Consider the following 23,365-nt stretch of genomic DNA (forward strand, 5'->3'; position numbering starts at 1 on the left):
AGGTCACGGCCTGAGGCCGGAGACCACGTCGGCGGTGGCGGCGACGCCGTCGTGGATGGTGGGCGCCATGCTGGTGCCGGCGAGGAAGAATCCGAGCAGGGCGCAGACGATCGCGTGCGAGAGCTTGAGCCCGCCGTTCCGCAGGAAGATCACGGCCAGGATCAGCAGGAGCAGCACAACAGAAATGGAAACGGCCATCGCCTTCACGTCCCTCCGACGCCGCACCGGAATTGCGGCTTTCGGCGGACAGTGTTGCGGAATGAGCGCTTCATCCGGGCGTATGGCGGGGCGGCCATACGGGTGAGATCGGGGCGGAGCCTCGGCCGGACGGACCGGACCGCGCGACCGGGGACTCCCGCGCCGCCCGCCCGGCCCGTGCGGCCGGGGCCTGCCCGGACGTGCGGGCGGATCAGCCCGTGAGGCCGTGCGATTCCGCGATGCCCGGGCGGCGCACGGCGTCGAGCTCCGGGTCGGCGAGCAGATCGGCGACGAGCGCGGCGGGGCCGAGGACCCGGGTGGCGCTCAGGTCCCAGCTGGTGAGCACGAACCAGCGTCCGTCCGCCGCCCACCAGGTGGCGGGGAAGCGGCGTTCCAGCACGGCCCCGGGGCCGTTGCAGGCGTCGTAGTGGGCGAGGGCGTCGCCGAGGCGCCCGCGCCGGGCCGCGAGGTCTTCGCCGGGAGGGTTCTCCACGGGTGCCTGCGCCGCGCCGCACGGTGTGCGGGGGCCCCGGGGGCTGTGCCGTACGAGGTGGTGCACGAGGCGGGCGAGACAGGCGCGGTCCATCTCGGCCGGTTCCGGGCCGTCGAGTGCACCGGCTCCCGCGACGCCCTCGAAGACGAGGTACGAGGGCGGCCCCGGCCAGTCGGCGAGGCGTCGGCCGGACCGGGCGAGGACCTCGTCCCAGCGGAGGCGCACCGGTCCGTCGTGAAGGGTGTGGAGGAGCCAGCAGTGGTCCTCGTACCCGCTCGTGGGCTCGTACCCGCAGGGAGCGTCCATGAGCGCGGCGCGCAGTCCGTCGAGGGGGTCGCCGGTGGGGGCCGGGGCCCACGGGGCGGTCACGGGTTCCCCCCGGGGGGCAGGCATTCCCTCCAGTCCACCGTGCGGTCGCACCAGCGGTTCAGGAGGACGCGGTCGTGGCCCACGGCGAGGAGGCCGGCGCCGGTCTCCGCGCGGTAGGCGTCGACGGCGGCGACCAGGGCGGCCGTGGTGGAGGCGTCGAGCATGGCGGTCATCTCGTCGCAGATCAGCCAGCGGGGGCGCAGGCACAGCGCGCGGGCGAGGCAGGCGCGCTGGAGCTGGCCGTCGCTGACCTCGTGGGGGCGGCGGACGAGCAGGTCGGGGGTGAGGCCGACGGCCGGGGCGAGCGCGGCCAGGCGCTCGGGGGCCTCGGCGCGGCGGCCGGTGGCGCGCAGCGGTTCCACGACGAGGTCGGCGAGGGTGAGCCGGGGGTCGGCGGCGGTGCGGGGCTGCTGGAAGACGACGCCGACGGCGGTGCGCAGCTCGCGCGGGGCGCGGTGGCGCCAGGCCCGCACCTCGGTGCCGTCGAGGACGAGGCGGCCCGCGTCGGGACGGTGGAGGAGGGCGGCGACCCGGGCGAGGGTGGACTTGCCGCAGCCGCTGGGGCCGAGGAGGCCCACGGACTCCCCCGGGGCGACGGTGAGGGAGGCTCCCCGGAAGACGGGGGAACGGCGGTCGTATCCGGCGGTGACGGCGTCGAGTTCAAGCACGGGGGTGCTCCGGGTGGTGGCAGGCCACCCCGGCCACGGGCTCGGGGAGGGTGGCGCAGAGGCCGGTGGCGCGGGGGCAGCGCGGGGCGAAGGCGCACCCCTCGGGCAGCGCGGACAGCTCCGGGGGCATGCCGGGAATGGGGGTGAAGGCCCGGTCGGGCAGGGCGTCGAGGAGGCCCCGGGCGTAGGGGTGGCGGGGGCCGGCGGGGCCGAAGAAGCGGTGGGCGGGGGCGATCTCGACGATCCGGCCCGCGTACATGACGGCGACGCGGTCCGCGATGCGCGCGGCGGCGGCCAGGTCGTGGGTGATGAGGAGGAGGGCGCGGCCGTCGTCGGCGTGGCGGCGCAGTTCGTCCACGGTCCGGTCGACCAGGTCGCGGTCGAGGCCGGTGGTGGGCTCGTCGGCGAGCAGCAGCCGGGCGTCGCCGATGAGGGCGAGGGCGGTCGCGGCGCGCTGGGCGAGGCCGCCGGAGAGCTCGTGGGGGTACCGGTCGAGGTGGTCGGCGGGGAAGGCGGCCCGTCCGGCGGCGGCCTCGGCGGCCTCGCGCCGGTCGCGGCGGGAGGTGCCGGTGAGGGCCCGGACGGTCTCCTCCAGCTGGGACCGCACGGTGCGGACGGGGGTGAGGTGGGCGGCGGGGCTCTGCGGTACGAGGCCGACGCGGCGGCCCCGTACGGTGCGGGCGAGGGTCTTCTCGCCGGCGGTGATCAGGTCGGTGCCGTCTCCGCCGTCGGGGCTCGCGAGCAGGGCCGTGCCGGAGGCCTCGGCGTTGCCCGGGAGCAGGCCGAGGAGGGCGGAGGCGAGGACGGACTTGCCGCAGCCGCTCTCGCCGACGAGGGCGAGGCACTCCCCCGCCGCGAGGTCGAAGCCGGCGCCGGTGACGGCGGCGACGGTGCGTCCGCCGCGCAGCCGGAAGCGGACGGTGAGGTCGCGGACGCTGAGGACGGCGTCCTCCGCCCGCTCGGCGGTGACGGCGTCGAGGGCGCGCAGGACCCGGCGCGCCGGGAGGTTCGGGGCGCTCACAGCATCAGCTCCGATCGGCGGCGCGGGTTGAGCCGGTCGCGCCACACGCCCGCGAGTCCGGCGATGGCGAGGGTCGGCACGATGAGGAGGAGGCCGGGGAAGAGGGTGGGCCACCAGGACCCGGCGAGGAGCGAGGAGCGCGCGTTCTGCACCAGGTTGCCGAGGCTGGCCTGGTGGCTGGGGAGGCCGAGGCCGAGGAAGGAGAGGGCGGACTCGTGCCACATGGCGTGCGGGACCATCAGGACGGCGGCGAGGCCGGCCTGGGGCAGGACGGCGGGCAGCAGGTGCCGGACGGCGACGCGCCACCGGGTGGCGCCGCCGGAGACGGCGGCGTCCACGAAGGGCCGGGTGCGCAGGGAGAGGACCTCGGAGCGCACGATCCGGGCGGTGGAGAGCCAGTGGGTGACGGCGACGGAGACGATGACGGGCCAGACGCCGGGCCGGAAGAGGGCGACTACGAAGATGCCGAGGAGCAGGTGCGGCACGGAGGAGAAGGTGTCCACGAGCCGCATGAGGGCGCGGTCGGCCCAGCCGCCGAGCGCGCCGGCGGCGGCTCCCACGGCGGTGCCGATGACGGTGGCGACGAGCGCGGCGACCAGTCCGACGAGGAGCGAGACCCGCAGTCCGTAGACGCAGCGCAGGAGGAGGTCGCGGCCGAGGTCGTCGGTGCCGAAGGGGTGGTCCCAGGTCGGCGGGAGGAGCTTGCGGGAGAGGTCGACGGCCTGCTCGTCGAGCTGGACGAGCGGGGGCACGAGGAGCACGGCGAGGAGGACGGCCGCGACGGTGACGGCGGAGGTCCACAGCCGCAGGCGGTGGGTGCGCGGGTCAGCCATCGAAGCCCACCCGGGGGTCGGCCAGGCCGTACAGCAGGTCGGAGAGGAGGTTGCCGAGGAGGACGGCGGCGGTGGCGAGGACGGTGAGCGCCGCGAGGAGCGGGAAGTCCACGGAGGTGGCGGCCGTGACGGTGGCGGCCGCGATGCCGGGCCAGCTGAAGACGGTCTCCACGAGCAGGGCTCCGGTGATCAGTTCGGGGACGCGGGAGCCGACGAGGGTGAGCACGGGAAGCATTCCGGAACGGAGGGCGTGGCCGGTGAGGACGGTGCGTTCGCGCAGGCCGCGGGCGCGGGCGCCGCGCACGGGGTCCTCTTCGAGGGCGTCGCCGACGCCCTGGCGGACGTACAGGAAGAACCACGGGAGCTGGGAGGTCCCGAGGACGAGCGCGGGCAGCACGAGGTGGTGGGCGACCTGGCCGGGGGTGACGGTGTCGCTGGCGGTGTCGGTGAGTCCGCCGGCGGGCAGGGCGCCCAGCTTCAGGGCGAAGAACCAGATGGCGAGGAGGCCGAGCCAGAAGGCGGGGGCGGCTTCCAGGGTGTACGCGGCGGAGCTGACCGCCCGGTCGAGGAGGCCGCCGCGGCGGCGTCCGGCGAGCACGCCCAGGAGGGTGCCGAGGACGATGGCGACGGCGAAGGCGGTGGCGGCGAGGAGGACGGACCAGCCGAGGCGTTCGGTGATGACCTCCGCGACGGGGCGGCGCATGACGGCGGAGTCGCCGAGATCGCCGGTGAGGGCGGAGGTGAGCCATTCCCACCAGCGGGACAGCAGGGGGCGGTCGGCGCCGAGGTTGGCGCGGAGCTGGTCGAGGTTCTCCTGCGAGGCGGTGAGTCCGGCGGTGCCGGCGTACGCCTTGACGGGGTCGAAGGGGGACGCCTCGGCCACGGCGAACACCGCGAAGGTGACGGCGAGCAGGACGGGGACGGCGGCCAGGGCGCGCCGTCCCGTCATCCGCGCCATGGCCCCCCAGGGAAGGCGGCGCTTCACTTCTTCGCCGCTCCGGTGTCGCGGGGCTTCCAGGTCTCGACGTTCCACCAGGGGCCGGCGGCGAGGCCGTGGTCGTGCGGCTCGGTCTGGGTGCTCGGACCGTCCCAGGAGTCGTTCAGGACGTAGAGGTGGTCGATGTGGGTGAGGAAGGTGTAGCCGGGGTTCTTCACCAGTTCGCGCTGGACGGTGTCGTAGGCGGCGCGGCGTCCGGCGGGGTCGTTCGTGCGGCGGCCGTCCTCCAGGGCGCGGTCGACGGTCTTGTTGTCGTACCAAGCCATGTTGTTGAAGCCGTCGCCGGCGAGGGAGGACTTCAGGAGGAGGTACTGGTCGAAGTCGGGGTCGCCGGGCGAGCCGCCGCCGGCGAGGACGGCATCGGTCTTCATCCGGGGCTCGATGACCTCCCAGGTGCCGGCCTGGGTCGTGACGTCGATGCCGGCCTTCTTGGCGTCGGAGGCGTAGGCGAGGGCGTGGTCCTGGCGGAGCTTGTCCCCGGAGAGGTACCAGAGCGGGAAGGCGGCGCGGACGCCGTTCCTGACGCGGACGCCGTCGGGGCCGGGCTTCCAGCCGGCCTCGTCGAGGATCTTCCGGGCCCCGGCGAGGTCGTGGCGGCGCTCGGTGCCCTTGGTGAACCAGGGGCTGTCGGTGGGGACGGGCCCGTAGGCGGGCTTTCCGGCGCCTTCGAGGATCTTGTCGACCATGGCCTGCCGGTCGACGGCGAGGTCGAGGGCGCGGCGGACGGCGGTGTCGCCGGTCACCGGGTTGTGGGTGGGGAGGGTGACCGTGCGGTAGTCGTAGGTCTTCGCCGTCCAGGTCTTCCGGTTCTTGTCGGCCTTGAAGCCGGCGGCGAGGTTGGGCGGCAGGATGGCGCCGTCGAGGTCGCCGGCGCGCAGCCGGGTGGCGCGGACGTCGTCGTCCTTGATGATCGCCATGGTGAACTTCTTGACCTCCGGCGCGCCGTTCCAGTAGGTCGGGTTGGCCGTGAAGCTCAGCTTCTCGCCCTTGGACCAGCCGGTGAGGACGTACGGGCCGGTGCCGATCGGCCTGGTGGTGAAGGCGCCGGTGTTGACGTCCTGCTTCGCGGCGACGTGCTCGGGGGCGATGGCGTGGACGGTGCGCTCGGCGAAGGGCGCGTAGGGGTACTTGAGCCGGAAGACGACGGTGTCGTCGCCGACCGCGTCGACGCTCTTGAGGGCGTCGAGTTCGGCGCGGGAGGGGTTGTTCGTCTTCGGGTCGAGGATCGTCCGGTACGTGAAGACGACGTCCTTCGCGGTGAAGGGGGCGCCGTCGCTGAAGGTGACGCCCTTGCGGAGGGCGTAGGTGTACGTGAGGCCGTCGTCGCTGACGCGGGGCAGTTCGCGGGCGAGGGCCGGCCTGAGCCTCATGTCGGCGTCGAAGGCGAGGAGGCCGTCGAATATCTTCGCGTTGCCGTCCTTGCCGTAGCCGAGGAGGGGGCTGAGGCTGTCGGGCTCGTAGGCGATGCCGACGACCGCGGAATCCTTGGGTCCGGCTCCCCCGGCGGTGGTGGAGCCGGGAGGGGAGCAGGCCGCGGCGGTGAGGGCGAGGGCCCCCGCCGCCGTCGCGGCCACCACGCCGCGGATGGATCGGGCGGTCATTCCGTCCACACCCCTTTTGAAGATCAACTGCTTTTGCGAACAGGTCGCAATTAAACAGTACGCATGCGGGGCGGGCACAAGCGGGCCCCCCACCCGCCTGCCGGGTGAGGGGCCCTCGGGAAGCTCACACGGGCGCCGGGAGGTCCGCCAGGGCGGCGATCTCGTCCTGGTGCCGGCCCACTGCGCCGAACGCGGCCTGATCGGACTTGGCGCGCTTCAGCGCCAGGTGGGCGGGGTGCTCCCAGGTCATGCCGATCCCGCCGTGGAGCTGGACGCACTCCTCGGCCGCGCGGACGGCGACCCCGGAGCAGTACGCCTGGGCGACGGCCACGGTGAGCGGGGCGTCCGGGCGGCCCGTGGCGAGGGCGTCCGCGGCGGCGCGGGCCGCCGCCCTGGCTCCCACGACGTCCAGCCAGAGCCGGGCCATGCGGTGCTTCAGCGCCTGGAAGGAGCCGACGGGCCGGTTGAACTGGTGACGCTCGCGGGTGTACCGCACGGTCTCCTCCAGGCACCGTTCGGCGAGGCCGAGCTGTTCGGAGGCCAGCAGCCCGGCGCCCGCGAGCAGTCCGCGCCGGAGGGCCGCGCGGGCCGCCCCGGGCCCGGCGAGCAGGGTGCCGGTGCCGGGTTCCGCGGTGACCCGGGCGAGCGGGCGGGTGAGGTCGAGCGGGGTCTGCGGCTCGACCGCCACCGCGTCGGCGGGCACGGCGTACAGCCCGTCGGCGCGCGGGACCAGGAAGACGTCGGCCGCGACGGCGTCGGCGACGGCCGGCACGGCGGGACCGTGCGGCGGGACGGGGTCGTACGGCGCGGTCGACAGGGGGACGGCGGGGACCGCGACCGTGCGGCCGCCCGCGACGGCGGCGAGGAGTTCGGCGGCCGGGCCGCTCTCCTCCGCGAGCGCGAGCAGGGTCTCGGCGGCCGTCACGGCGCCGGTGAGGTAGGGGACGGGGGTGACCGCGCGGCCCAGTTCCTCCAGGACCACGGCGGCCTCGCGGTGGCTCGCGCCCTGGCCGCCGAACCGCTCGGGGACGAGGAGGCCCGCGGCCCCGATGCCGGACGCCAGGGACGTCCAGAGGCCGGGGACGTACGGGTCGTCCGTCTCGATCCGGCCGAGCAGGACCGCGTGGCCGGCCCGGTCGGCGAGCAGGGCGCGGACGGCCGCCCGCAGGTCGTCCTCGGTGTCGGAGTAGAGGAGGTCCAGCCGGTCCGTCATCGCGCGAGGTCCTTCCAGGGGACGTCCTTGTCGTCGCGGGGCTCCGGCGGCAGGCCGAGGACCCGTTCGGCCACGATGTTGAGGAGCACCTCGCTGGTGCCTCCCTCGATCGAGTTGCCCTTGGACCGCAGGTAGCGGTAGCCGGCGTCGCGGCCGGTGAAGTCGACGAGGTCGGGGCGGCGCATGGCCCACTCCCCGTACAGCAGTCCTTCGTCGCCGAGGAGTTCGACCTCCAGGCCGCTGATCTCCTGGTTGAGCCGGGCGAAGGCGAGCTTCGTCGCGCTGCCCTCGGGTCCCGGCTCGCCGGCGGCGAGCTGCTGGCGGAGCCGTTCCCCCGTGAGCCGGGCCACCTCGGCGTCCGTCCAGAGGCCGAGGAGGCGCCGGTGCAGTGCGTGGGTGCGCAGTCCGGGGCGCTCGCGCCAGGTGGCGGCGGCCTTCCCGATCATGCCGCCCTCGCGGGGGAGGCGGGCTCCGCCGATGGAGACCCGCTCGTTCATGAGGGTGGTCCGCGCGACCCGCCAGCCGTCCCCGACCTCGCCGAGGCGGTGGGCGTCGGGGATGCGGACGCCGGTGAGGAAGACCTCGTTGAACTCAGCCTCGCCGGTGATCTGCCGCAGCGGCCGGACCTCCACCCCGGGGTCGGTCATGTCGCAGACGAAGTAGGTGATGCCCCGGTGCTTGGGGGCGTCCGGGTCGGTGCGGGCGATGAGGATGCCCCAGCGGGCGGTGTGGGCGCTGGAGGTCCACACCTTCTGCCCGTCGACCACCCAGTCGCCCCCGTCGTCCCGGACGGCCCGGGTGCCGAGGGCGGCGAGGTCGGAACCGGCGCCGGGTTCGCTGAAGAGCTGGCACCACACCTCCTCGCCGACCCACAGCGGCTTGAGGAAACGGTGCCTGACCTCCTCGGAGCCGTACGCCAGGAGGGTGGGGGCGGCCATGCCGAGGCCGATGCCGATGCGGCGCGGGTCGTTGTCGGGGGCACCCGCGGCGGCGAGTTCGGCGTCCACGACGGCCTGGAGGGCGCGGGGCGCGCCGAGTCCGCCGAGGCCCACGGGGTAGTGCACCCAGGCGAGTCCGGCGTCGAAGCGTGCGCGCAGGAAGTCGGTGCGGCCGGTGGTGGCGGGCGGGTGCTCGTCGAGGAACGCGCGGGTGAGCGCGCGGAGTTCGCCGGCGCCGGGCGGGGCCGGGTGCGGGCCGGTCACGCGCGGGCCCCTTCCGGGAGGACGACCAGGCGGCCGGTGGTGGTGCCGTCGGCGACGCGCTGGACGGCGTCGGCGGCGCCCGCGAAGGGGACGCGCTCCCCGACGAGCGGCTTGATCAGGCCCTTGGCGGCGTAGGCGGTGAGGATCTCGTGGCAGCGGCCGATCGAGGCGGGGTCCTTCGCCGCGTACAGGCCCCAGTGGAGGCCGAGGACCGAATAGTTCTTCACCAGGGCGTGGTTGAGGGCGGGCTCGGGGACGGTGCCGCTCGCGAAGCCGACGACCACGATCCGGCCCTCGAAGGCGACGCACTTCGCGGACTGCCGGTAGGCGTCGCCGCCGACGGGGTCGTAGATCACGTCGGCGCCCCGGCCGCCGGTGGCGGCCTTGACGGCGGCGACGACGTCCTCGGACCGCCGGTCGATCACCACGTCGCAGCCGAGGGCGCGGGCGACGGCGGCCTTCCCGGGTCCGCCGACGACGCCGATGACGGTGGCGCCGGCCGCCTTGCCGAGCTGGACGGCCGCGCTGCCGACACCGCCCGCCGCCGCGTGGACGAGGAGGGTCTCGCCCTCCTTCAGGGCGGCGCGGCGGTGCAGGCCGAACCAGCCGGTCTGGTAGCCGATGTGGAGGGCGGCGGCCTCGGCGTCGTCGAGCGACTCGGGGGCGGGGAGCAGCCCGGCGGCGTCGGCGAGGGCGTACTCCGCGAAGCCGCCGTGCGGGAGGGCGGCGGTGGTGACGACCCTGCGTCCGTCCCCGGTCTCGGCGCAGACCTCCACGCCGGGGGTGAAGGGCAGCGGGGGGCGCACCTGGTAGTGGCCCCGGCAGAGCAGCGCGTCGGGGAAGTTGACGTTCGCGGCGCGGACCCTCAGGAGGACCTGGCCGTCGCCGGGCTCGGGCGGCTCCACTTCCTCGCGGCGCATCACCGCGCCCGGTTCACCGTTCTCGTACACACGCCATGCCTGCATCCGGAAGCCTCCTCCGTACCGAGCGGTCGGGTGCATACTAAGCGGTCGCTTGCCCCCGGGGAACGGATCGGCCGGACTTCTTGGGGCGGGCCCTGACGTGCATGCGCTCCCCCTGCGGCCCGAACAGGCTCAGGAACTCCACCGGCCCGTCGGCGGTCGGCCCGAACCAGTGCGGGACGCGCGTGTCGAACTCGGCCGCCTCCCCCGCCCCCAGGACGACCTCCTGCCCGCCGAGGTGGAGCCGGAGCCTGCCCGAGAGCACGTACAGCCACTCGTACCCCTCGTGCACCCGGCCCTCCGGCGCCTCGTACGGCTTCTCCTGGATCACCTTGTACGCCTGGAGCCCGCCGGGCTGCCGGGTCAGCGGGTACATCGTGCGCCCGTGCCGCACGATCGGTCTGGACTTGACCCGGGGGTCCCCCACGGGCGGCGCGCCGACCAGTTCGTCCAGCGGGACCTGGTGGGCGCGGGCGAGCGGCAGGAGCAGTTCGAGGCTGGGCCTGCGCTGTCCGGACTCCAGCCGGGAGAGGGTGCTCACGGAGATGCCGGTGGCGGCGGAGAGTTCGGCCAGGGTCACCCCCCGCTCGCGGCGGACGCGGCGGAGCCGGGGGCCGACCTCGTTCAGTACGGCGTCGATGCGGTCGTCTTCGGTCATGGGTCCAGTGTTGCAGAACCGGCAAGTTTTCTTGCGTCCATTGCGGTGCCGGGGCGAATCTCGGTCCCATGAACGCACACACGACGAAGACGGACGAGCGGTACGACGTGGTGGTCGTCGGAGGCGGCGCGGCCGGGCTCAGCGCGGCCCTGGTCCTGGGCCGGTCGCGGCGGCGCACCCTGGTGGTCGACGCGGGCGAGCCCCGCAACGCCCCCACCTCGCACATGCAGGGCGTGCTGTCCCGGGACGGGATGGACCCCGCCGCGTACCTGGCGGCGGGCCGGGAGGAGATCGCCGCGTACGGGGTGGAGTGGCGGTCCGGCCGGGTGACCGGCACGGAGCCGGACGGGCGGGACGGTTTCACCGTGTCCCTCGCGGACGGCACGGCCGTCGGGGCGCGGCGGCTCGTGGTGACGACCGGGCTCGTCGACGAACTGCCGGAGATCGACGGGGTGGCCGAGCGGTGGGGCCGGGACGTGCTGCACTGCCCGTACTGCCACGGCTGGGAGGTCCGCGACCGCCCGTTCGGGGTGATCGCCCATCCGGCGATGCCGGCCCACCAGGCGCTGATGGTCTCCCACTGGTCCCCGGACGTGACCCTCTTCCTGCACACCGCCGACGGGCTCTCCGAACGGGACGCGGCGCTGCTCGACGCGGCGGGGGTGGAGGTCGTGACCGGCGAGGTCGCCGGACTCGCGGTGGAGGACGACCGGCTGACCGGGGTCCGGCTCGCCGACGGCCGGTTCGTCCCCCGCTCCGTGGTCTTCGTCGGGGCGACGCGCCTCGCGGCCCGGGACGGCGTCCTGCGGCAACTGGGGGCGGAGATGAACGACACGCCGTTCGGCGCGTTCGTCGCGGTGGACGGGACGGGCCGGACGAGCGTACCCGGCGTGTGGGCCGCGGGGAACGTGACGGGCCCGCAGGAGCAGGTGGTCAACGCGGTGAGCGCCGGCTACCGGGCGGGCGTCACGATCAACACCGAACTGCTGCTCGGCGACCTGGAGGCGGCCGCGGACGGCGGGGCGCACGGCTGAGCCGTACGCCCCCGGCGCCCCTCTCAGCGCGGGAACAGCTCGAAGGCGACGGCGGGACGGCCGCCGAAGCGTCCGGAGGCCCGGCCCGTCGCCCCGGCGAGGAAGGACCGGACGTACTCCTCCGGGTCCCGGTCCGTCAGGGCCTCGATGTAGGTGCGGTGGCAGAGGAGCGAGCGGACCGCGCGTTCGAGGCCCGGGCCCGCGTCGACCGCGTGGGTCGGGGTGGCGGACGCGGCGACCGCGACCCAGCGGACGCCGTCCCACGGCTCCAGGCCCCGTTCCCGCAGCTCGGGGAAGATCCAGCGGTTGCCCGCGTCGGCCGCCGCGTCGAGGGTGGCGCGGCCGACGGCCAGGTGGTCGGGGGTGTTCCACGGGGCGCCCGGTCCCCCGCCCCAGGTGTCGCGGTGGTTGAGCGTGACGACGAGTTCGGGCCGGTGCCGGCGGATCGCGGCCGCGATGTCGCGACGCAGCTCCGTCCCGTACGCGATCACGCCGTCGCGGTGGCCGAGGAACTCGACGGTGTCCACGCCGACGACGGCGGCGCTGTCGCGCTGCTCCCGTTCGCGCAGGGGGCCGCAGACGTCCGGGGCGAGGGTGTCGATCCCGGCCTCGCCCCGGGTGGCGAGGACGTAGACGACCTCCTTCCCGGCGTCCGTCCAGGCGGCGACGGCGGCCGCGCAGCCGTACTCCAGGTCGTCGGGGTGGGCGACGACGGCGAGCGCGCGCCGCCAGTCGCCGGGCATCTCCGCGAGGCCGACGGTGTCCGTTCCGGTCATGGGCGCAGGATACGGGCCGCCTCCGGGACCGCGGGGCGGAACGCACCGGCGAGGATCACCGAACGCGAGACGTGCCGGGGCCGGTCGGGGTTGAGGCCGCGCCGGGCGGCGAGGGCGACCGCGAGCCGCTGGGCCCGGACGAGGGCCGCGACCGGGTCGATCGCGTCGGCGGCGAACAGGGCGCCGGTGGACTCCACCTCGTCGCGCAGCCCCGAGGGGGCGGGGCCGAGGCACCAGACCAGGCTGCTCCGGTCGCTGACGCTGATCGGTCCGTGGCGGTACTCCATCGCCGTGTACGACTCGGTCCAGGCGCGGGCCGCCTCGCGCAGCTTGAGGGCGGCGTCGTCGGCGAGGCCCGCGGTCCAGCCGGTGCCGAGGAAGGTGAACTGGCCGCGCCGCTCCCAGAGGGCGGGCAGCCGTTCGTACAGGACGAGTTCGGCGTCCGCGATCGCGGGGGCGAGGTCCACGCCGAGTCCGGCGCGCAGGAGCTGCAGGGCGGTGGTGGCGAACCGGGTCTGCAGGAGGGAGCGTTCGTCGGCGAAGCCGAGGTCGAGGACCCGGTCGGCGAGCCGTCCCGCCGGGCTGCCGAGGGAGCCGGTGAGGACGAGGGCCGGGACGCGGCCGGCGGCGCGGGCCAGGAGGTCCACGACCTCCGTGGTGGTGCCCGAACGGGTCAGGGCCACGATCCGGTCGTAGCCGCGTCCGAGGGGAGTCCCGTCGGAGGCGGGGAAGGCGTCGGTCTCGCCCGCACCGAGGGACTCGCGCAGGGCGGCGTAGGCGCGGGCCATGAAGTAGGAGGTGCCGCAGCCGACGACCGCGACGCGCTCGCCCGGGGCCGGCAGCAGGCCGGCGTGCCGGCCGGCGGCCTCGGCGGCGCGGCGCCAGCAGTCGGGCTGTGCGGCGATCTCCGCTTCGGCGTGGGTGCTCATGTCCGGGTCCTCTCCTCGCGGGGGCCCTCGGGGCCCCGGAGCGAGTTCTACCGCCGCCCGCCGGGGTGCGCCACGCACGATGCGCGCGCACCCCTTGGACTTTCGTGTCCGGCCGTCGGCGGTCCCGTTGTCGGAGGCGTCCGCTTGGATGGGGGCATGACCGTCCGTGACCTGGCCCGCCGGCTCCCTTCTCCCGCCCGTCTGCGGGACCTGTGCCGTTCGCTCGCCCTCCTCGACGCCGTCCTCAGTCCGGACTGGGAGGGCCGTCACCACTCCTTCGACGCGGGCTGGGGCGAGGATGAGGAGATGGCCTCGATGCGCGACGGCTCGGGGGACGAGTACGCCGTCCTGTTCTCCGCCTCCGGGGTCTGCGTCCGCGGCTTCGCCCACGAGGCGCCGATGAGTCCGTACGTCCACGACGGCGAGCCCTGGCCGGGGGTGCTCGACGGCGTACCGGAGGTCTTCCGGCGCTTCGTGGAGGATCCGGCGTTCGCCGACGAGGACGGCGTGCCGGCGGTGACGGTCTGCCTGTGGCGGGAGGCGGCGGACGACCGGTGGCACCACGGCGCGATCGACTTCCCCGCCGGCCGCGCCGATCCCGACGGGGCGGCGACCCTGTTCCCCCTGCTGCTCGATCCCTCGCCGGAGGCGTTCCGGCGCTTCGCCGAGGAGTACTACGAGGTCCCCGTGGACCTGGAGGCGGTGCGCCGGGTGTACGCCCTGGAACCGCTGGACCGGGAGCTCGTGGCGTCGCTGAACCCGGAGGTCGCCCTCGCGGACCTGGCCGGGGACCTCGCGGAGATCGGCTACCCGTAGGCGGCGGGCCGGTGCGCGCCCGCCGGGCGCGGGGGCGCGGGGCGGATGCGCACCGGGACCGGCCGGCCGGTGCGGACCGGCCGGCCGGGTGGGTCGGGGTGTCAGGGGTCGGGGGTCGGGGGTCGGGGTGTCAGGAGGTCGGGAAGTCGTCCGCCGTCCTGATCCGGTCGCGGATCCAGACGCCGGCGGGCTTGAGGGAGGTGGTGCCGGTCCAGGGGCCGCCCTTGTCGCAGGTGCCGGTCTTGAAGACCGCGCCGCTGCGCTCGTCGTCGGAGAAGTTCCAGTTGACCCAGCTGATCTTCTTGGCCGCCATCAGGTCGAGGTACTTCTGCGACATGGCGAAGTCGTTGCTGCCCTCGCCGGCGTAGTTCTGGGTGCCGAACTCGGTGACGAAGACCGGCAGTTTGTCGGCGGCGCGGGAGAGGGTCTTCAGGTACTCGTCCCGGTGCGAGTACGCGTAGAAGTGGAAGGTGTACATGATGTTGGACGCGTTCACCGGCTTGGAGACGACCTCCGACTCGGTCGCGCCCTCCGAGACGCCGAACGAGGACCACGCGCGCGTGCCGACGAGGACGGGGGCCTCGGGGTCCTTGGCGCGGATGACGGGGATGATCTGCTCGGCGTAGCTCTTGATCCTGGACCAGGAGACGCCGCTGGGCTCGTTGGCGATCTCGTACAGCAGGTTGGTCTTGCCCGCGTGGCGCTTGGCGATCTCGGTGAAGAAGGTCTTGGCGCGGGAGAGGTTGTGGTGCGGGTCGCCCGGGTCGAGCATGTGCCAGTCCACGATCACGTACATCCCGCGGGCGGTGGCCTGCTCGATGAGGGAGTGGGCGAGGTCGGTGTACTTGCGCGGGTCGGTCTCGTAGCCCTCCTCCTGGACGTACGTGGAGACGCGCAGGACGTCGGCCTTCCAGTCCTTGGCGAGGGCGTCGAGGGAGCCGCCCGTCAGGCACTGGCTGTACCACTGGGTGCCGTGCGAGGACATGCCGCGCAGCTGGATCGGCTTGCCGTGCTGGTTGCACAGTTTGGTGCCGCAGACCTCGAGCTGGCCGTTGACCGAGGCCGGGGTGGCGGCGGCCCGGGAGGGCGAGGGGGCCGTGGGGGCGGGGGCGGCGTTCACGGCGGGCGGGGCGGCGGTGACGCCGAACAGCAGGGCGCCGAGGGCGGTGCCGGCGACGCCGAGGCGGCGGGAGCGGAGTCGTACGGTTCGTGCGGAAGTCATGGGGGTCTCCACGGAACGACGAACGAGGGGCTGGACGCGAGAAGGCGTCTCCGAGACTGGAAGGAAACCTTCCTAACGGATGGATAGCAGGGCTCCGGACCGTCCCGCAAGGGTCATGACGGGAGACGCTGTTCAGCGGGCTGGAAATCGGCCGTGCCGGAGGAGCCCTGGCGTCGGTGCGCCACAGGGCCTTCTTCGCGGACGTGGTTCCGCGTCACGTCCCGCGCGGGGCGGCCCGCCCCGGATGTCGTCACGGGCGGCGGGCCCGGGAGGGGCGGCGTCCGGTGTCCGGACGGCCTCCGCCCCTCCCCGCGCACCGCTCAGGGAGCGATGGGCAGCTGCCGCTTGTGCTCGGTGAGTTCGTAGCGGCGGACGATCGTGTCGAAGGCCTGCTGCCCGATCGGCTTGCCCTCCAGGAAGTCGTCGATCTCGTCGTACGTGACGCCCAGCGCCTCCTCGTCGGGCTTGCCCGGGTCGAGGGTCTCCAGGTCGGCCGTGGGGACCTTGCGCACCAGCTCGTCCGGGGCGCCCAGCTCGGCCGCCACGGCGCGGACGCGCCGCTTGGTCAGGCCGGTCAGCGGGACGACGTCGGCGGCGCCGTCGCCGAACTTGGTGAAGAAGCCGGAGACGGCCTCGGCCGCCTGGTCGGTGCCGACGACGAGGCCGTTGTGGGCGCCGGCGACGGCGTACTGGGCGATCATCCGCTGCCGGGCCTTGATGTTGCCCTGGACGAAGTCCCGGTGGTGGGCGTCGCGGAAGGCCACGTCGGCGGCGACGCAGGCCTCCAGGGCCGCGTCGCTCGCCGGCTTCACGTCCACGGTGAGGACCTTGTCGGGGCGGATGAAGTCGAGGGCGGCCTGCGCGTCCTTCTCGTCGGCCTGGGCGCCGTACGGCAGGCGCATCGCGTAGAAGGTGGCGTCGTGGCCGGCGGCGCGGGCACGTTCCACGGCGAGCTGGCAGAGCCGGCCCGCCGTGGTGGAGTCGACGCCGCCGCTGATGCCGAGCACGAGGGCGCGCAGTCCGTTGGAGGTGAGCTGCTCGGTGAGGAAGGCCACCCGGCGCTCGATCTCCGCCGCCGGGTCGAAGGACCCGGAGACCTGGAGGGTCCGGGCGATCTGCTGCTGGAGGGCGGTGGACACCGGGTCGGTCACGTGAAGTCTCCTCGTCGGGATCGGTCGGCGGCGCACCGGTGGGGTGCGCCGGTCCGCCGTGCGGGCCCCGCGCGGGTCGCACGGGCCGGTACGGCGGCTGTACAGGGGTCGACTCTACGCACCGGGACGCCGGGACGCCGCCTCGCGCCGCCCGGTCCGGCCGGTCCCCCGCGGCCCGTTCCGGCCGGGCGGGACGGAGCGCGGTCGCGGTGGCCGGTGCCGTACGCCGGACCCGTGGTCCGGCTGTCCCCGGCCGGCGGGTTCAAACGTGCCGGTGGCCGCGCAGGGCCCGGTCGAGCCCGTCCTGCGGGGGGCCCGTGAGGGCGCGGACGAAGATCTCCTCGTAGGCCGGTCCGCCGATCGACGCGCGGACCGTCTCGGTGTACTTCTCGTGCAGGGCCCGCAGGCCGGGCAGTCCGCGCCGGGGCCGGCCGGTGGAGCGCCAGTACGCCTCCCCGGTCCCGGAGACGTCCGCCGCGCGCTCGCTCTCGCCGGCCGCCGCGAGTGCGGTGGCCAGGACGTCGAGACCGAGGGCGACGCCGAGGCTCGCGCCGAGGCGGCGGGTGCCTTCGAGCATGGCGCGGGCGTGCCCGGCGGCCGCTTCGGGGTCGCCCTCCAGGAGGCCGGTGAGGGCGAGCTGGTACTCCAGGGCGGTGCGGGTCTCGTGCTCGTCCAGCTCCTCGCACAGGGCGTGCAGGGCGAGCGCCCGCTCCCGGGCCTCGGCGAGCCGGCCGAGGCCGGTGAGGGCGAAGACCCGCACGAGGTGGCAGCGGAGCCGGGCGGCGGATTCGCCCGGTCCGCCGCCCGCGTCGTCGAGGACGTGACCCACGACGACGTACGCGGCCTTGGGCCGGCCCGTGGTGAGGGCGAGGAGGCCGGCGAGGGCGGCGGCGTCGAGGGTGAGGTCACCGGGCCGGTCCCGCCCCGCCCCGGTCCCGGCCGGCTCCGCGCACTCGGCGTACCGGGCCTCGCGCGCGCACCGCTCGGCGGCGTCCTGGGCGGGGCCCGACTCGCCCTGGAGGACCAGGGTGACGCCGAGCGCCCACAGGGCGCGGGCCCGGACGCGGCCACGGGCCCCGCTGAGGAGCAGGGCCTGTTCGAGGCCGTCGCGGGCCTCGCGGAGGCGGCCCCGGCAGGACCAGGCGAAGGCGACGGAGCCGACGAGGTCGAGGGCCGCGTCCGGGTCCGTGCGCAGCAGCCGGTCGAGGGCGGTGCGCAGGTCGGCGTGGTGGGCGTCGACGGCCCGGTGCCAACGGAGCCGGCGGGCACCGTGCCACTCGGTCCCGGCCCGGCGGGCCAGGCCCCGGAAGTGGGCGGCGTGACGGTCGGCGACGGTTCCGGTGCCTCCGGTGCGGTCCAGCCAGGTCGCCCCGTACGCGCGGATCGTGTCGAGCATCCGGTGGCGTCCGCCGGCGTCGGGCGGACCGACCACGGAGGAGCGGACGAGCCCGTCGAGCGCCTCCGGCAGGGTCGCGCGGTCCAGCGGCCCGCCCGCGCACACGGCGGTCGCGGAGGCCAGGTCGAAGGGGCCCCGGAAGACGGAGAGCCGGGCCCAGAGGAGGCGTTCGGGCGGGGTGCACAGCTCGTGGCTCCAGCCGATGGCGGCGCGCAGCGTCTGGTGGCGGCCCGGCCAGACCCGCTCGGTGTGGGCGAGCAGGTCGAAGCGGGCCCCGGGCGGGGCGTCGAACCGGGAGCCGAGCCGGTCGCGCACCGCTTCGGCGCCCCGGAGGCGGATCTGCGCGGCGGCCAGCTCCAGGGCGAGCGGGATGCCCTCCAGGCGTACGCAGATCTCCCCGGCGGGTCCGGCGGCGGGAAGCTCCTCCCCCGCGGCCCGGCGGAGCAGGTCCAGGGCGTCGCGCCCGGCGGGCGGCAGCGGGTCGAGGACGATCACCTCCTCCCCCGCGAGGCCGAGGGGACGGCGGCCGGTGACGAGGACGGTGAGCCCGGGCGCGGCGGCGAGGAGTTCGGCGACGAGCCGTCCGCAGGGTCCGGCCAGGTGTTCGCAGGAGTCCAGGACGAGCAGCAGCCGGTCGTCGGCGAGGCGGCGGCGGAGACCGGTGGTGTCCGTGCCGGGGGTGTGGTCGGCGAGGTCCACGGAGTCGGCGACGAGCGCCACGAGCAGCCGTTCGCCGTCGAGCCGGCCGAGGTCGGCCCACCAGGCCCCGTCCGGGTACCGGCCGGCGGCGCGGTGCGCGGCGCGCAGCGCGAGCCGGGTCTTCCCGACGCCCCCGGCGCCGGTCACGGTGACGAGGCGGTGCCCCGCCAACGCGGCGGACACGCGCTCCAGTTCCGCGCGGCGTCCCACGAAACCGGGGTTCTCGTCCGGCAGATGTCCACGCACGGGGACAGTCTCCCCCATGGTTCCGCCGAACGGGCGGGCGGAGCCGCTTCGTTACGCGTTCACGACGGCGGGTTCCCGGCGGTGCCCGCGACCGTCCGCGACCGCCGTGATCGTCCGCGACCGCCGTGACCACCCCCGGCCGCCGTGGGCGTCACGGCGGCCGGGGCCGGGGTCCGGCGGTGGGACCGGTGCCGCCGGTGGCGCGCGGGACGGTCGCGCGGACGGTCCGGCCGGTGCCGCGGGCCCCGCCGGCGTCCGTGGCGGCCCTCCGGCGCCACCGGCGGCCCTCCGGCGCGGCTCCCGGGCCCGTCCTCCCCGGCGGGGAGGGGGAGATCTGCGCACGGCGGCCGCCTGGCGGACACTGGGGGTGGGAGCCGAGTGTGCGAGGAGGGTCTGCCATGAGCAGTGCCGCGCCCAAGGTCAGCTCGCTGCCCCCGGAGCACCGGGAGCGCCTGATGGCCTTCGCCGAGGACGTGTTCTTCGAGTCCGGTCACCGTCTGTTCGAGGAGCAGCAGCGCGCCGACCGCTTCTGGATCGTGAAGACGGGGGCGGTGACGCTCGACGCGAAGGTGCCGGGGCGCGGGGCCCCCGTGATCGAGACCCTGCGCCACGGCGAGCTGGTCGGCGTCTCCTGGATGTTCCCGCCGTACCTGTGCCAGTCGGGGGCGGAGGCGATGACGCCGGTGCGGGCGTTCGAGTTCGACGCCCCGGCCGTCCGTTCCCTGTGCCGCTCGGACCTGGAGTTCGGTTCCGCGGTCCTGTTCTGGATGGGTTCGGTCCTGGCGCACCGCCTCCAGGTGAACCGGGTCCGGCTCCTGGACCTGTACGCCCCGCACGGGAGCGGTGTCCTGGCCTGAGCGCGGCCGGGGCCGGGCGGTACGGTGGGGCGCACCGCTGATCCACCCGTACGCATGCACCGGCGACCGGCTGTGAGGCCTCATGACCGACCCGACGACGGCACGCGGGGCGATCGCCCTCGCCACCGACGAGTTCACCGAACTCCCCTTCTCCGAGGGGCCCCTGACCGGTGACGGGCCGATCGGCTGGCCCGGCTACTCGGCCGCGCACGCCCGCGCCGCCGCCCGTACCGGCGAGACCGAGTCGGTGGTCTGCGGCACGGGCGCGGTGGGCGGGGTGCCGGTGGTCGTGATCTCCTTCGAGTTCCGGTTCCTCGGCGGTTCCCTGGGCGAGCGGACCGGGGCGCGGGTCGTCGCGGCCCACGCCCTGGCGCGCGAGCGGCGGCTGCCCGTGGTCGTCCTCCCGGCCACCGGGGGCAGCCGGATGCACGAGGGCATGCGGGCCCTCCTCCAGCTCCAGCACCTGGCCCGCGAGTCGGCGCTCACCCGGGCCGCCGGACTGCCGCAGATCGCCGTCCTGCGCGATCCGACGACCGGCGGCGGCTGGGCCACGCTCGGCGCCGGCTCCGACGTGGTCCTCGCCCTGCCCGGCGCCCAGGTCGGCTTCGCCGGGTCCCGGGTGCGCCCGCCGGACGCGGACCCGGCCGCGTACACGGCCGAGGCGCAGTTCGCCCACGGCCACGTCGACGCGGTCGTGCCCCCGGAGGCGCTGCGCGCCACTCTGGGGCGCTGGCTCTCCCTGCTCACCCGTCCCGCCGAAGGGCCGGTCCCGCCGCCGTACGCGCTCGGGGACCCCGGCGCGCCTCCCTCCGCGAGCGGGCGGGAGGCCGTGGCCCGGGCCCGGCACCCCGGGCGGCCCCGGGCCGGCGCGTACCTCGACGCCCACTTCACGCTCCGCGAGGAGATCTCCGGCGACCGCTGCGGCGGGGTCGATCCGGGCGTGCGGTGCGGCTTCGGGCGGCTCCCCGACGGCCGCACCGCCGCCTACGCCGCGCAGTGCGGCACGGCGACCCGGCCGGCCGGTTTCCGCACGGCCGCCCGGCTCGTACGGCTCGCCGGCCGGCTGGGCCTGCCGGTCCTCACCCTCGTGGACACCCCCGGCGCCGCCAACGACCCGGCGGCGGAGCGGGAGGGCGCGGGGAGCGCGATCGCGGACCTGTTCGCCGCCGTCGCCTCCGCGCGCACCCCGGTGACCTCCCTGCTCGTCGGGGAGGGCGGGTCGGGGGGCGCGCTGGCCCTCGCCGCACCGGGGAACACCTGGGTCACGCCGGACGCGTACTTCTCGGTCATCGCGCCCGAGGCCGCTGCGGCCATCCTCAAGCGCGCCCCCGGGGAGGCGGCCACGACCGCCGACCAGCTCCGGCTGCGGCCGCGCGACCTGGTGGACCTCGGCATCGCGCGCGGGATCGTGGAGGCCGGGCCCGCACCCCGGTGAAGGGCCGTCGCCGTCCGTCGCCCCGGGGGCCCGGGGGCGGTCGGCCCGGCGCCCCGCCCGGCCGGACGGCACCCCGCCGTACCGGACGGCGCCCAGGACGTCCGGTACGCGGTCCGGACGTCCTGGGCGCGGTCCGGCGGGTACGGGGCGCCGTCCGGCGGTACGGGCCGGGGACCGGCGGTACGGGCCGGGGACCGGCGGATACGGACCGGGGACCGGCCGTGTTCACGGCCGGGTCCGCCCGCCCCCGCCGTCCGGGCCGGAAGCGGGGTGCGGGCGCGTCTCCTCCCGGCCCGGCGCGGTGCTCCCCCGGGCGGGGGCCGTCACTCCCCCAGGGCCCGCTTCAGCTCCGCCTTGTCCATGGACGAGCGGCCGTGCACGTTGCGGCGCTTGGCCTCGGCGTAGAGCTGGTCGTAGGTCGGGCCCTGCGCGCCGCTGTGCGAGCGCTTGCCGCCGCGGCGCGACGAGGACATGTCCTGCGTCGAGCTCCTGCTCGCGGTCTTCGACTCGCCCGCGCGGGCCCGCTCCTTGTTGACCGTGCGCGCGGCGATCTCCTCGGCGCGCTTCTCGCTCTCGCCCCGGTCCCGGGCGCTCTCCTTGATGTGTTCGTACTGCCGTTCCCGCTTGGGGCTCGATCCACGCGGCATCGTTCGCTCCTCTCGGTCCGGACGGGTCCGTCCTGCTGTTCGGCTTCCCCCGTAAATCGTGCCAAACCATGGGTGAGCGGGCATCCTGGTCCAGGACGCCCGACCGACGGACCCGGGCCGTGCCCCTCCACGGGAGCCGCACGGGTCCCCCGCATCGTCGAAGGAGTCTCATGTCCACCGTCAGAGTCCGATCGACCACCGCGAGCGACGCTCCGGCGGCTCCGGGGGCCGCGGTGCGTCGGGCGGCGCTGGCCGGCCTGCCCGAACTCACCCGCCCCACCACCATCTCCACCGACGACGCCCAACCCCTCTCCGCCGCCCTCCTCACCCGACTGAACCAACTCGACGAAGGCACCCCCGAACACGCCTACGTCCGCAACACCCTGGTCGAACTCAACCTCAGCCTCGTCAAATTCGCTGCCCGCCGCTTCCGCAACCGCGCCGAACCCACCGAAGACATCATCCAAGTCGGCACCATCGGCCTCATCAAAGCCATCAACCGCTACGACCCCCACCGCAACACCGACTTCTCCGCCTTCGCCCTGCCCACCATCACCGGCGAAATGAAACGCTTCTTCCGCGACACCAGCTGGGCCGTCCGCGTCCCCCGACGCCTCCAGGAACTACGCATCGACCTCGCCAAAACCACCGACCACCTCGAACAACACCTCGGCCGACGCCCCACCCGCACCGAACTCGCCCACCACCTCCACCTCACCGAAGAAGAAATCACCCAAGGCCAACTCGCCGCCCACGGCTACACCACCCGCTCCCTCGACACCCCCACCACCGACCACGACACCACCCCCACCACCCAACCCCACCACCTCGCCACCACCGAACCCGCCTACGAACTCATCGAAACCCTCACCTCACTCCAACCCCTCCTCCAACACCTCCACCCCCGCGACCGCCACATCCTCCAACTCCGCTTCGGCGAAGAACTCACCCAAGCCGAAATCGGCCAACGCATCGGCCTCTCCCAAATGCAAGTCTCCCGCCTCCTCACCCGCATCCTCAAAGACCTCAAAACCGCCCTCCTCACCGACAACCCCACGGACCACTGACCTCCAACCACACCACCTCCGTCACGGGTGGGGCGGCCGGTCACGGCCCGGCGCCGGCCGTGGCGGGCGGCGCCGGGCGGCCCCCTCCGGAGTGCGGCGGAACGGTCCTCCGGACGGGCACCCCTTTCCATGATCCCCATCGGGTGAACAGCGGGCGCGCGCCTCGCACCGCGACCGGCGGGGACGCGATCATGGAGCGACTTCTTCCACCCCCTGAGGAAAGGCCGCTCCCGTGCGCCGTGCCCTGATCGTCGTCGATGTACAGAAGGACTTGTGCGAGGGCGGCGTCCTCCCCGTGAGGGGCGGGGCCGACCGGGCCGCCGCCATCGCCGAGCTGATCCGGAGCACGGACGGCCGGTACGCGCACGTCGTCGCCACGCGGGACCACCACGTCGACCCGGGCGACCACTTCTCGGACGAGCCCGACTTCGAGGACTCCTTCCCCGTCCACTGCGTCGCCGGAACCGAGGGGGCCGAGTTCCACCCGGACTTCGCGCCCGTCGTCGCCTCCGGCGCCGTGGAGGAGGTCTTCTTCAAGGGGGCCCACTCCGCCTCCAAGAGCGGTTTCGAGGGGGCCACCGAGAGCGGCACGCCGCTGGACGAATGGCTGCGCGCCCGCGCGGTCGACGCCGTCGACGTCGTCGGGATCGGCACGGACCACTGCGTGAAGGCCACCGCTCTCGGCGGCGTCCGGGCGGGCTTCGCCGTGCGCGTCCTCCTCGACCACACGGTCGGGGTCACGGAGGCCACCACCGAGCGCGCGCTCGACGAGCTGCGGGCGGCGGGCGTGGAGCTCAGCGGCAGGCCGGTGGTGCTCGTCTGACCCGCGGGGGGCGAGGGGGTGGGCCCCGGCCGGTGCCGGGGCCCACCCCCTC

General features: G+C 75.2%; 23 protein-coding genes. 6 read left to right on the forward strand and 17 right to left on the reverse strand.

The annotated features are described in order from the left end of the window. Positions 1 to 3: 3 nt before the first annotated feature. The 11 genes from ACZ3IL_RS12720 to ACZ3IL_RS12770 form a co-directional block, all read right to left on the reverse strand. The gene (locus ACZ3IL_RS12720; protein WP_467389491.1) at positions 4 to 198 is read right to left on the reverse strand and encodes a hypothetical protein; all 195 of its coding nucleotides are present in this window, start codon (positions 196 to 198) and stop codon (positions 4 to 6) included. A 211-nt stretch (positions 199 to 409) separates the two neighbouring features. Then, a complete protein-coding gene (locus ACZ3IL_RS12725; RefSeq protein WP_467389493.1) occupies positions 410 to 1,060 on the reverse strand; it encodes a hypothetical protein in 651 nt (216 codons plus the stop codon). Then, complete coding sequence (locus ACZ3IL_RS12730) at positions 1,057 to 1,728, reverse strand: ABC transporter ATP-binding protein (RefSeq protein ID WP_467389495.1); 672 nt, start codon at positions 1,726 to 1,728, stop codon at positions 1,057 to 1,059. The genes ACZ3IL_RS12725 and ACZ3IL_RS12730 overlap by 4 nt, the downstream gene beginning before the upstream one ends. Next, the gene (locus ACZ3IL_RS12735; RefSeq protein ID WP_467389497.1) at positions 1,721 to 2,749 is read right to left on the reverse strand and encodes an ABC transporter ATP-binding protein; all 1,029 of its coding nucleotides are present in this window, start codon (positions 2,747 to 2,749) and stop codon (positions 1,721 to 1,723) included. Before ACZ3IL_RS12735 ends, ACZ3IL_RS12730 begins: the two co-directional genes overlap by 8 nt. Then, positions 2,746 to 3,582 (reverse strand): ABC transporter permease, encoded by an 837-nt coding sequence (locus ACZ3IL_RS12740; protein WP_467389499.1) that lies wholly within the window; start codon positions 3,580 to 3,582, stop codon positions 2,746 to 2,748. Before ACZ3IL_RS12740 ends, ACZ3IL_RS12735 begins: the two co-directional genes overlap by 4 nt. Next, positions 3,575 to 4,567, reverse strand: coding sequence for an ABC transporter permease (locus ACZ3IL_RS12745; protein WP_467389501.1), 993 nt, complete (start codon positions 4,565 to 4,567; stop codon positions 3,575 to 3,577). Before ACZ3IL_RS12745 ends, ACZ3IL_RS12740 begins: the two co-directional genes overlap by 8 nt. Then, positions 4,564 to 6,180: an ABC transporter substrate-binding protein gene (locus tag ACZ3IL_RS12750; protein WP_467389503.1), complete on the reverse strand. Its 1,617-nt coding sequence runs from the start codon at positions 6,178 to 6,180 to the stop codon at positions 4,564 to 4,566. The genes ACZ3IL_RS12745 and ACZ3IL_RS12750 overlap by 4 nt, the downstream gene beginning before the upstream one ends. A 124-nt stretch (positions 6,181 to 6,304) precedes the next feature. Continuing rightward, positions 6,305 to 7,393 carry an acyl-CoA dehydrogenase family protein gene (locus tag ACZ3IL_RS12755; RefSeq protein ID WP_467389505.1) on the reverse strand — a complete coding sequence of 363 codons (1,089 nt, stop codon included), beginning with the start codon at positions 7,391 to 7,393 and terminating at the stop codon, positions 6,305 to 6,307. Then, positions 7,390 to 8,595 carry an acyl-CoA dehydrogenase family protein gene (locus tag ACZ3IL_RS12760; RefSeq protein ID WP_467389507.1) on the reverse strand — a complete coding sequence of 402 codons (1,206 nt, stop codon included), beginning with the start codon at positions 8,593 to 8,595 and terminating at the stop codon, positions 7,390 to 7,392. The genes ACZ3IL_RS12755 and ACZ3IL_RS12760 overlap by 4 nt, the downstream gene beginning before the upstream one ends. After that, on the reverse strand, positions 8,592 to 9,560 hold the full coding sequence (locus tag ACZ3IL_RS12765; protein WP_467389509.1) for an NADPH:quinone oxidoreductase family protein: 969 nt from the start codon (positions 9,558 to 9,560) through the stop codon (positions 8,592 to 8,594). Before ACZ3IL_RS12765 ends, ACZ3IL_RS12760 begins: the two co-directional genes overlap by 4 nt. A gap of 37 nt (positions 9,561 to 9,597) precedes the next feature. Continuing rightward, positions 9,598 to 10,215, reverse strand: coding sequence for a helix-turn-helix domain-containing protein (locus ACZ3IL_RS12770; RefSeq protein ID WP_467389511.1), 618 nt, complete (start codon positions 10,213 to 10,215; stop codon positions 9,598 to 9,600). Positions 10,216 to 10,283: 68 nt separating this feature from the next. Between ACZ3IL_RS12770 and ACZ3IL_RS12775 the strand changes: the two genes are divergently transcribed. After that, positions 10,284 to 11,249, forward strand: coding sequence for an NAD(P)/FAD-dependent oxidoreductase (locus tag ACZ3IL_RS12775; protein ID WP_467389513.1), 966 nt, complete (start codon positions 10,284 to 10,286; stop codon positions 11,247 to 11,249). 23 nt (positions 11,250 to 11,272) lie between these two features. Here ACZ3IL_RS12775 and ACZ3IL_RS12780 read toward each other — a convergent pair whose 3' ends face one another. Both ACZ3IL_RS12780 and ACZ3IL_RS12785 read right to left on the reverse strand, forming a co-directional pair. After that, positions 11,273 to 12,025 (reverse strand): PIG-L deacetylase family protein, encoded by a 753-nt coding sequence (locus tag ACZ3IL_RS12780; protein WP_467389515.1) that lies wholly within the window; start codon positions 12,023 to 12,025, stop codon positions 11,273 to 11,275. Beyond that, a complete protein-coding gene (locus ACZ3IL_RS12785; RefSeq protein ID WP_467389518.1) occupies positions 12,022 to 12,954 on the reverse strand; it encodes an SIS domain-containing protein in 933 nt (310 codons plus the stop codon). The genes ACZ3IL_RS12780 and ACZ3IL_RS12785 overlap by 4 nt, the downstream gene beginning before the upstream one ends. A gap of 156 nt (positions 12,955 to 13,110) precedes the next feature. Here ACZ3IL_RS12785 and ACZ3IL_RS12790 point away from each other — a divergent pair, with 156 nt between their 5' ends. Continuing rightward, positions 13,111 to 13,770 carry a hypothetical protein gene (locus ACZ3IL_RS12790; protein WP_467389520.1) on the forward strand — a complete coding sequence of 220 codons (660 nt, stop codon included), beginning with the start codon at positions 13,111 to 13,113 and terminating at the stop codon, positions 13,768 to 13,770. A 130-nt stretch (positions 13,771 to 13,900) separates the two neighbouring features. On the opposite strand, the gene ACZ3IL_RS12795 is transcribed toward ACZ3IL_RS12790, so the two are convergent. From ACZ3IL_RS12795 to ACZ3IL_RS12805, 3 genes are all read right to left on the reverse strand, one after another. After that, positions 13,901 to 14,992, reverse strand: coding sequence for a glycoside hydrolase family 5 protein (locus ACZ3IL_RS12795; RefSeq protein WP_467389522.1), 1,092 nt, complete (start codon positions 14,990 to 14,992; stop codon positions 13,901 to 13,903). Between the two features lie 320 nt (positions 14,993 to 15,312). Beyond that, positions 15,313 to 16,143, reverse strand: coding sequence for an ammonia-dependent NAD(+) synthetase (gene nadE, locus ACZ3IL_RS12800; protein ID WP_467389524.1), 831 nt, complete (start codon positions 16,141 to 16,143; stop codon positions 15,313 to 15,315). Between the two features lie 262 nt (positions 16,144 to 16,405). Then, the gene (locus ACZ3IL_RS12805) at positions 16,406 to 18,502 is read right to left on the reverse strand and encodes an ATP-binding protein (RefSeq protein ID WP_467389526.1); all 2,097 of its coding nucleotides are present in this window, start codon (positions 18,500 to 18,502) and stop codon (positions 16,406 to 16,408) included. Between the two features lie 380 nt (positions 18,503 to 18,882). On the opposite strand from ACZ3IL_RS12805, the gene ACZ3IL_RS12810 reads away from it, so the two are divergent. Together ACZ3IL_RS12810 and ACZ3IL_RS12815 are read left to right on the forward strand one after the other, a co-directional pair. Next, positions 18,883 to 19,341: a cyclic nucleotide-binding domain-containing protein gene (locus ACZ3IL_RS12810; RefSeq protein ID WP_467389528.1), complete on the forward strand. Its 459-nt coding sequence runs from the start codon at positions 18,883 to 18,885 to the stop codon at positions 19,339 to 19,341. Between the two features lie 82 nt (positions 19,342 to 19,423). Next, on the forward strand, positions 19,424 to 20,776 hold the full coding sequence (locus tag ACZ3IL_RS12815; RefSeq protein ID WP_467389530.1) for a carboxyl transferase domain-containing protein: 1,353 nt from the start codon (positions 19,424 to 19,426) through the stop codon (positions 20,774 to 20,776). Between the two features lie 323 nt (positions 20,777 to 21,099). Here the strand turns inward: ACZ3IL_RS12815 and ACZ3IL_RS12820 are convergent, their stop codons facing one another. Beyond that, the gene (locus tag ACZ3IL_RS12820) at positions 21,100 to 21,423 is read right to left on the reverse strand and encodes a plasmid stabilization protein (protein WP_467389532.1); all 324 of its coding nucleotides are present in this window, start codon (positions 21,421 to 21,423) and stop codon (positions 21,100 to 21,102) included. A 170-nt stretch (positions 21,424 to 21,593) separates the two neighbouring features. Between ACZ3IL_RS12820 and ACZ3IL_RS12825 the strand changes: the two genes are divergently transcribed. Together ACZ3IL_RS12825 and ACZ3IL_RS12830 are read left to right on the forward strand one after the other, a co-directional pair. Beyond that, entirely contained in the window at positions 21,594 to 22,490 is an 897-nt protein-coding gene (locus tag ACZ3IL_RS12825; RefSeq protein WP_467389534.1) for a SigB/SigF/SigG family RNA polymerase sigma factor, read from the forward strand. Positions 22,491 to 22,722: 232 nt separating this feature from the next. After that, positions 22,723 to 23,313 (forward strand): isochorismatase family protein, encoded by a 591-nt coding sequence (locus ACZ3IL_RS12830; RefSeq protein ID WP_467389536.1) that lies wholly within the window; start codon positions 22,723 to 22,725, stop codon positions 23,311 to 23,313. Positions 23,314 to 23,365 lie beyond the last annotated feature (52 nt).

The sequence above is a fragment of the Streptomyces sp. NPDC014907 genome (genome assembly GCF_055562975.1).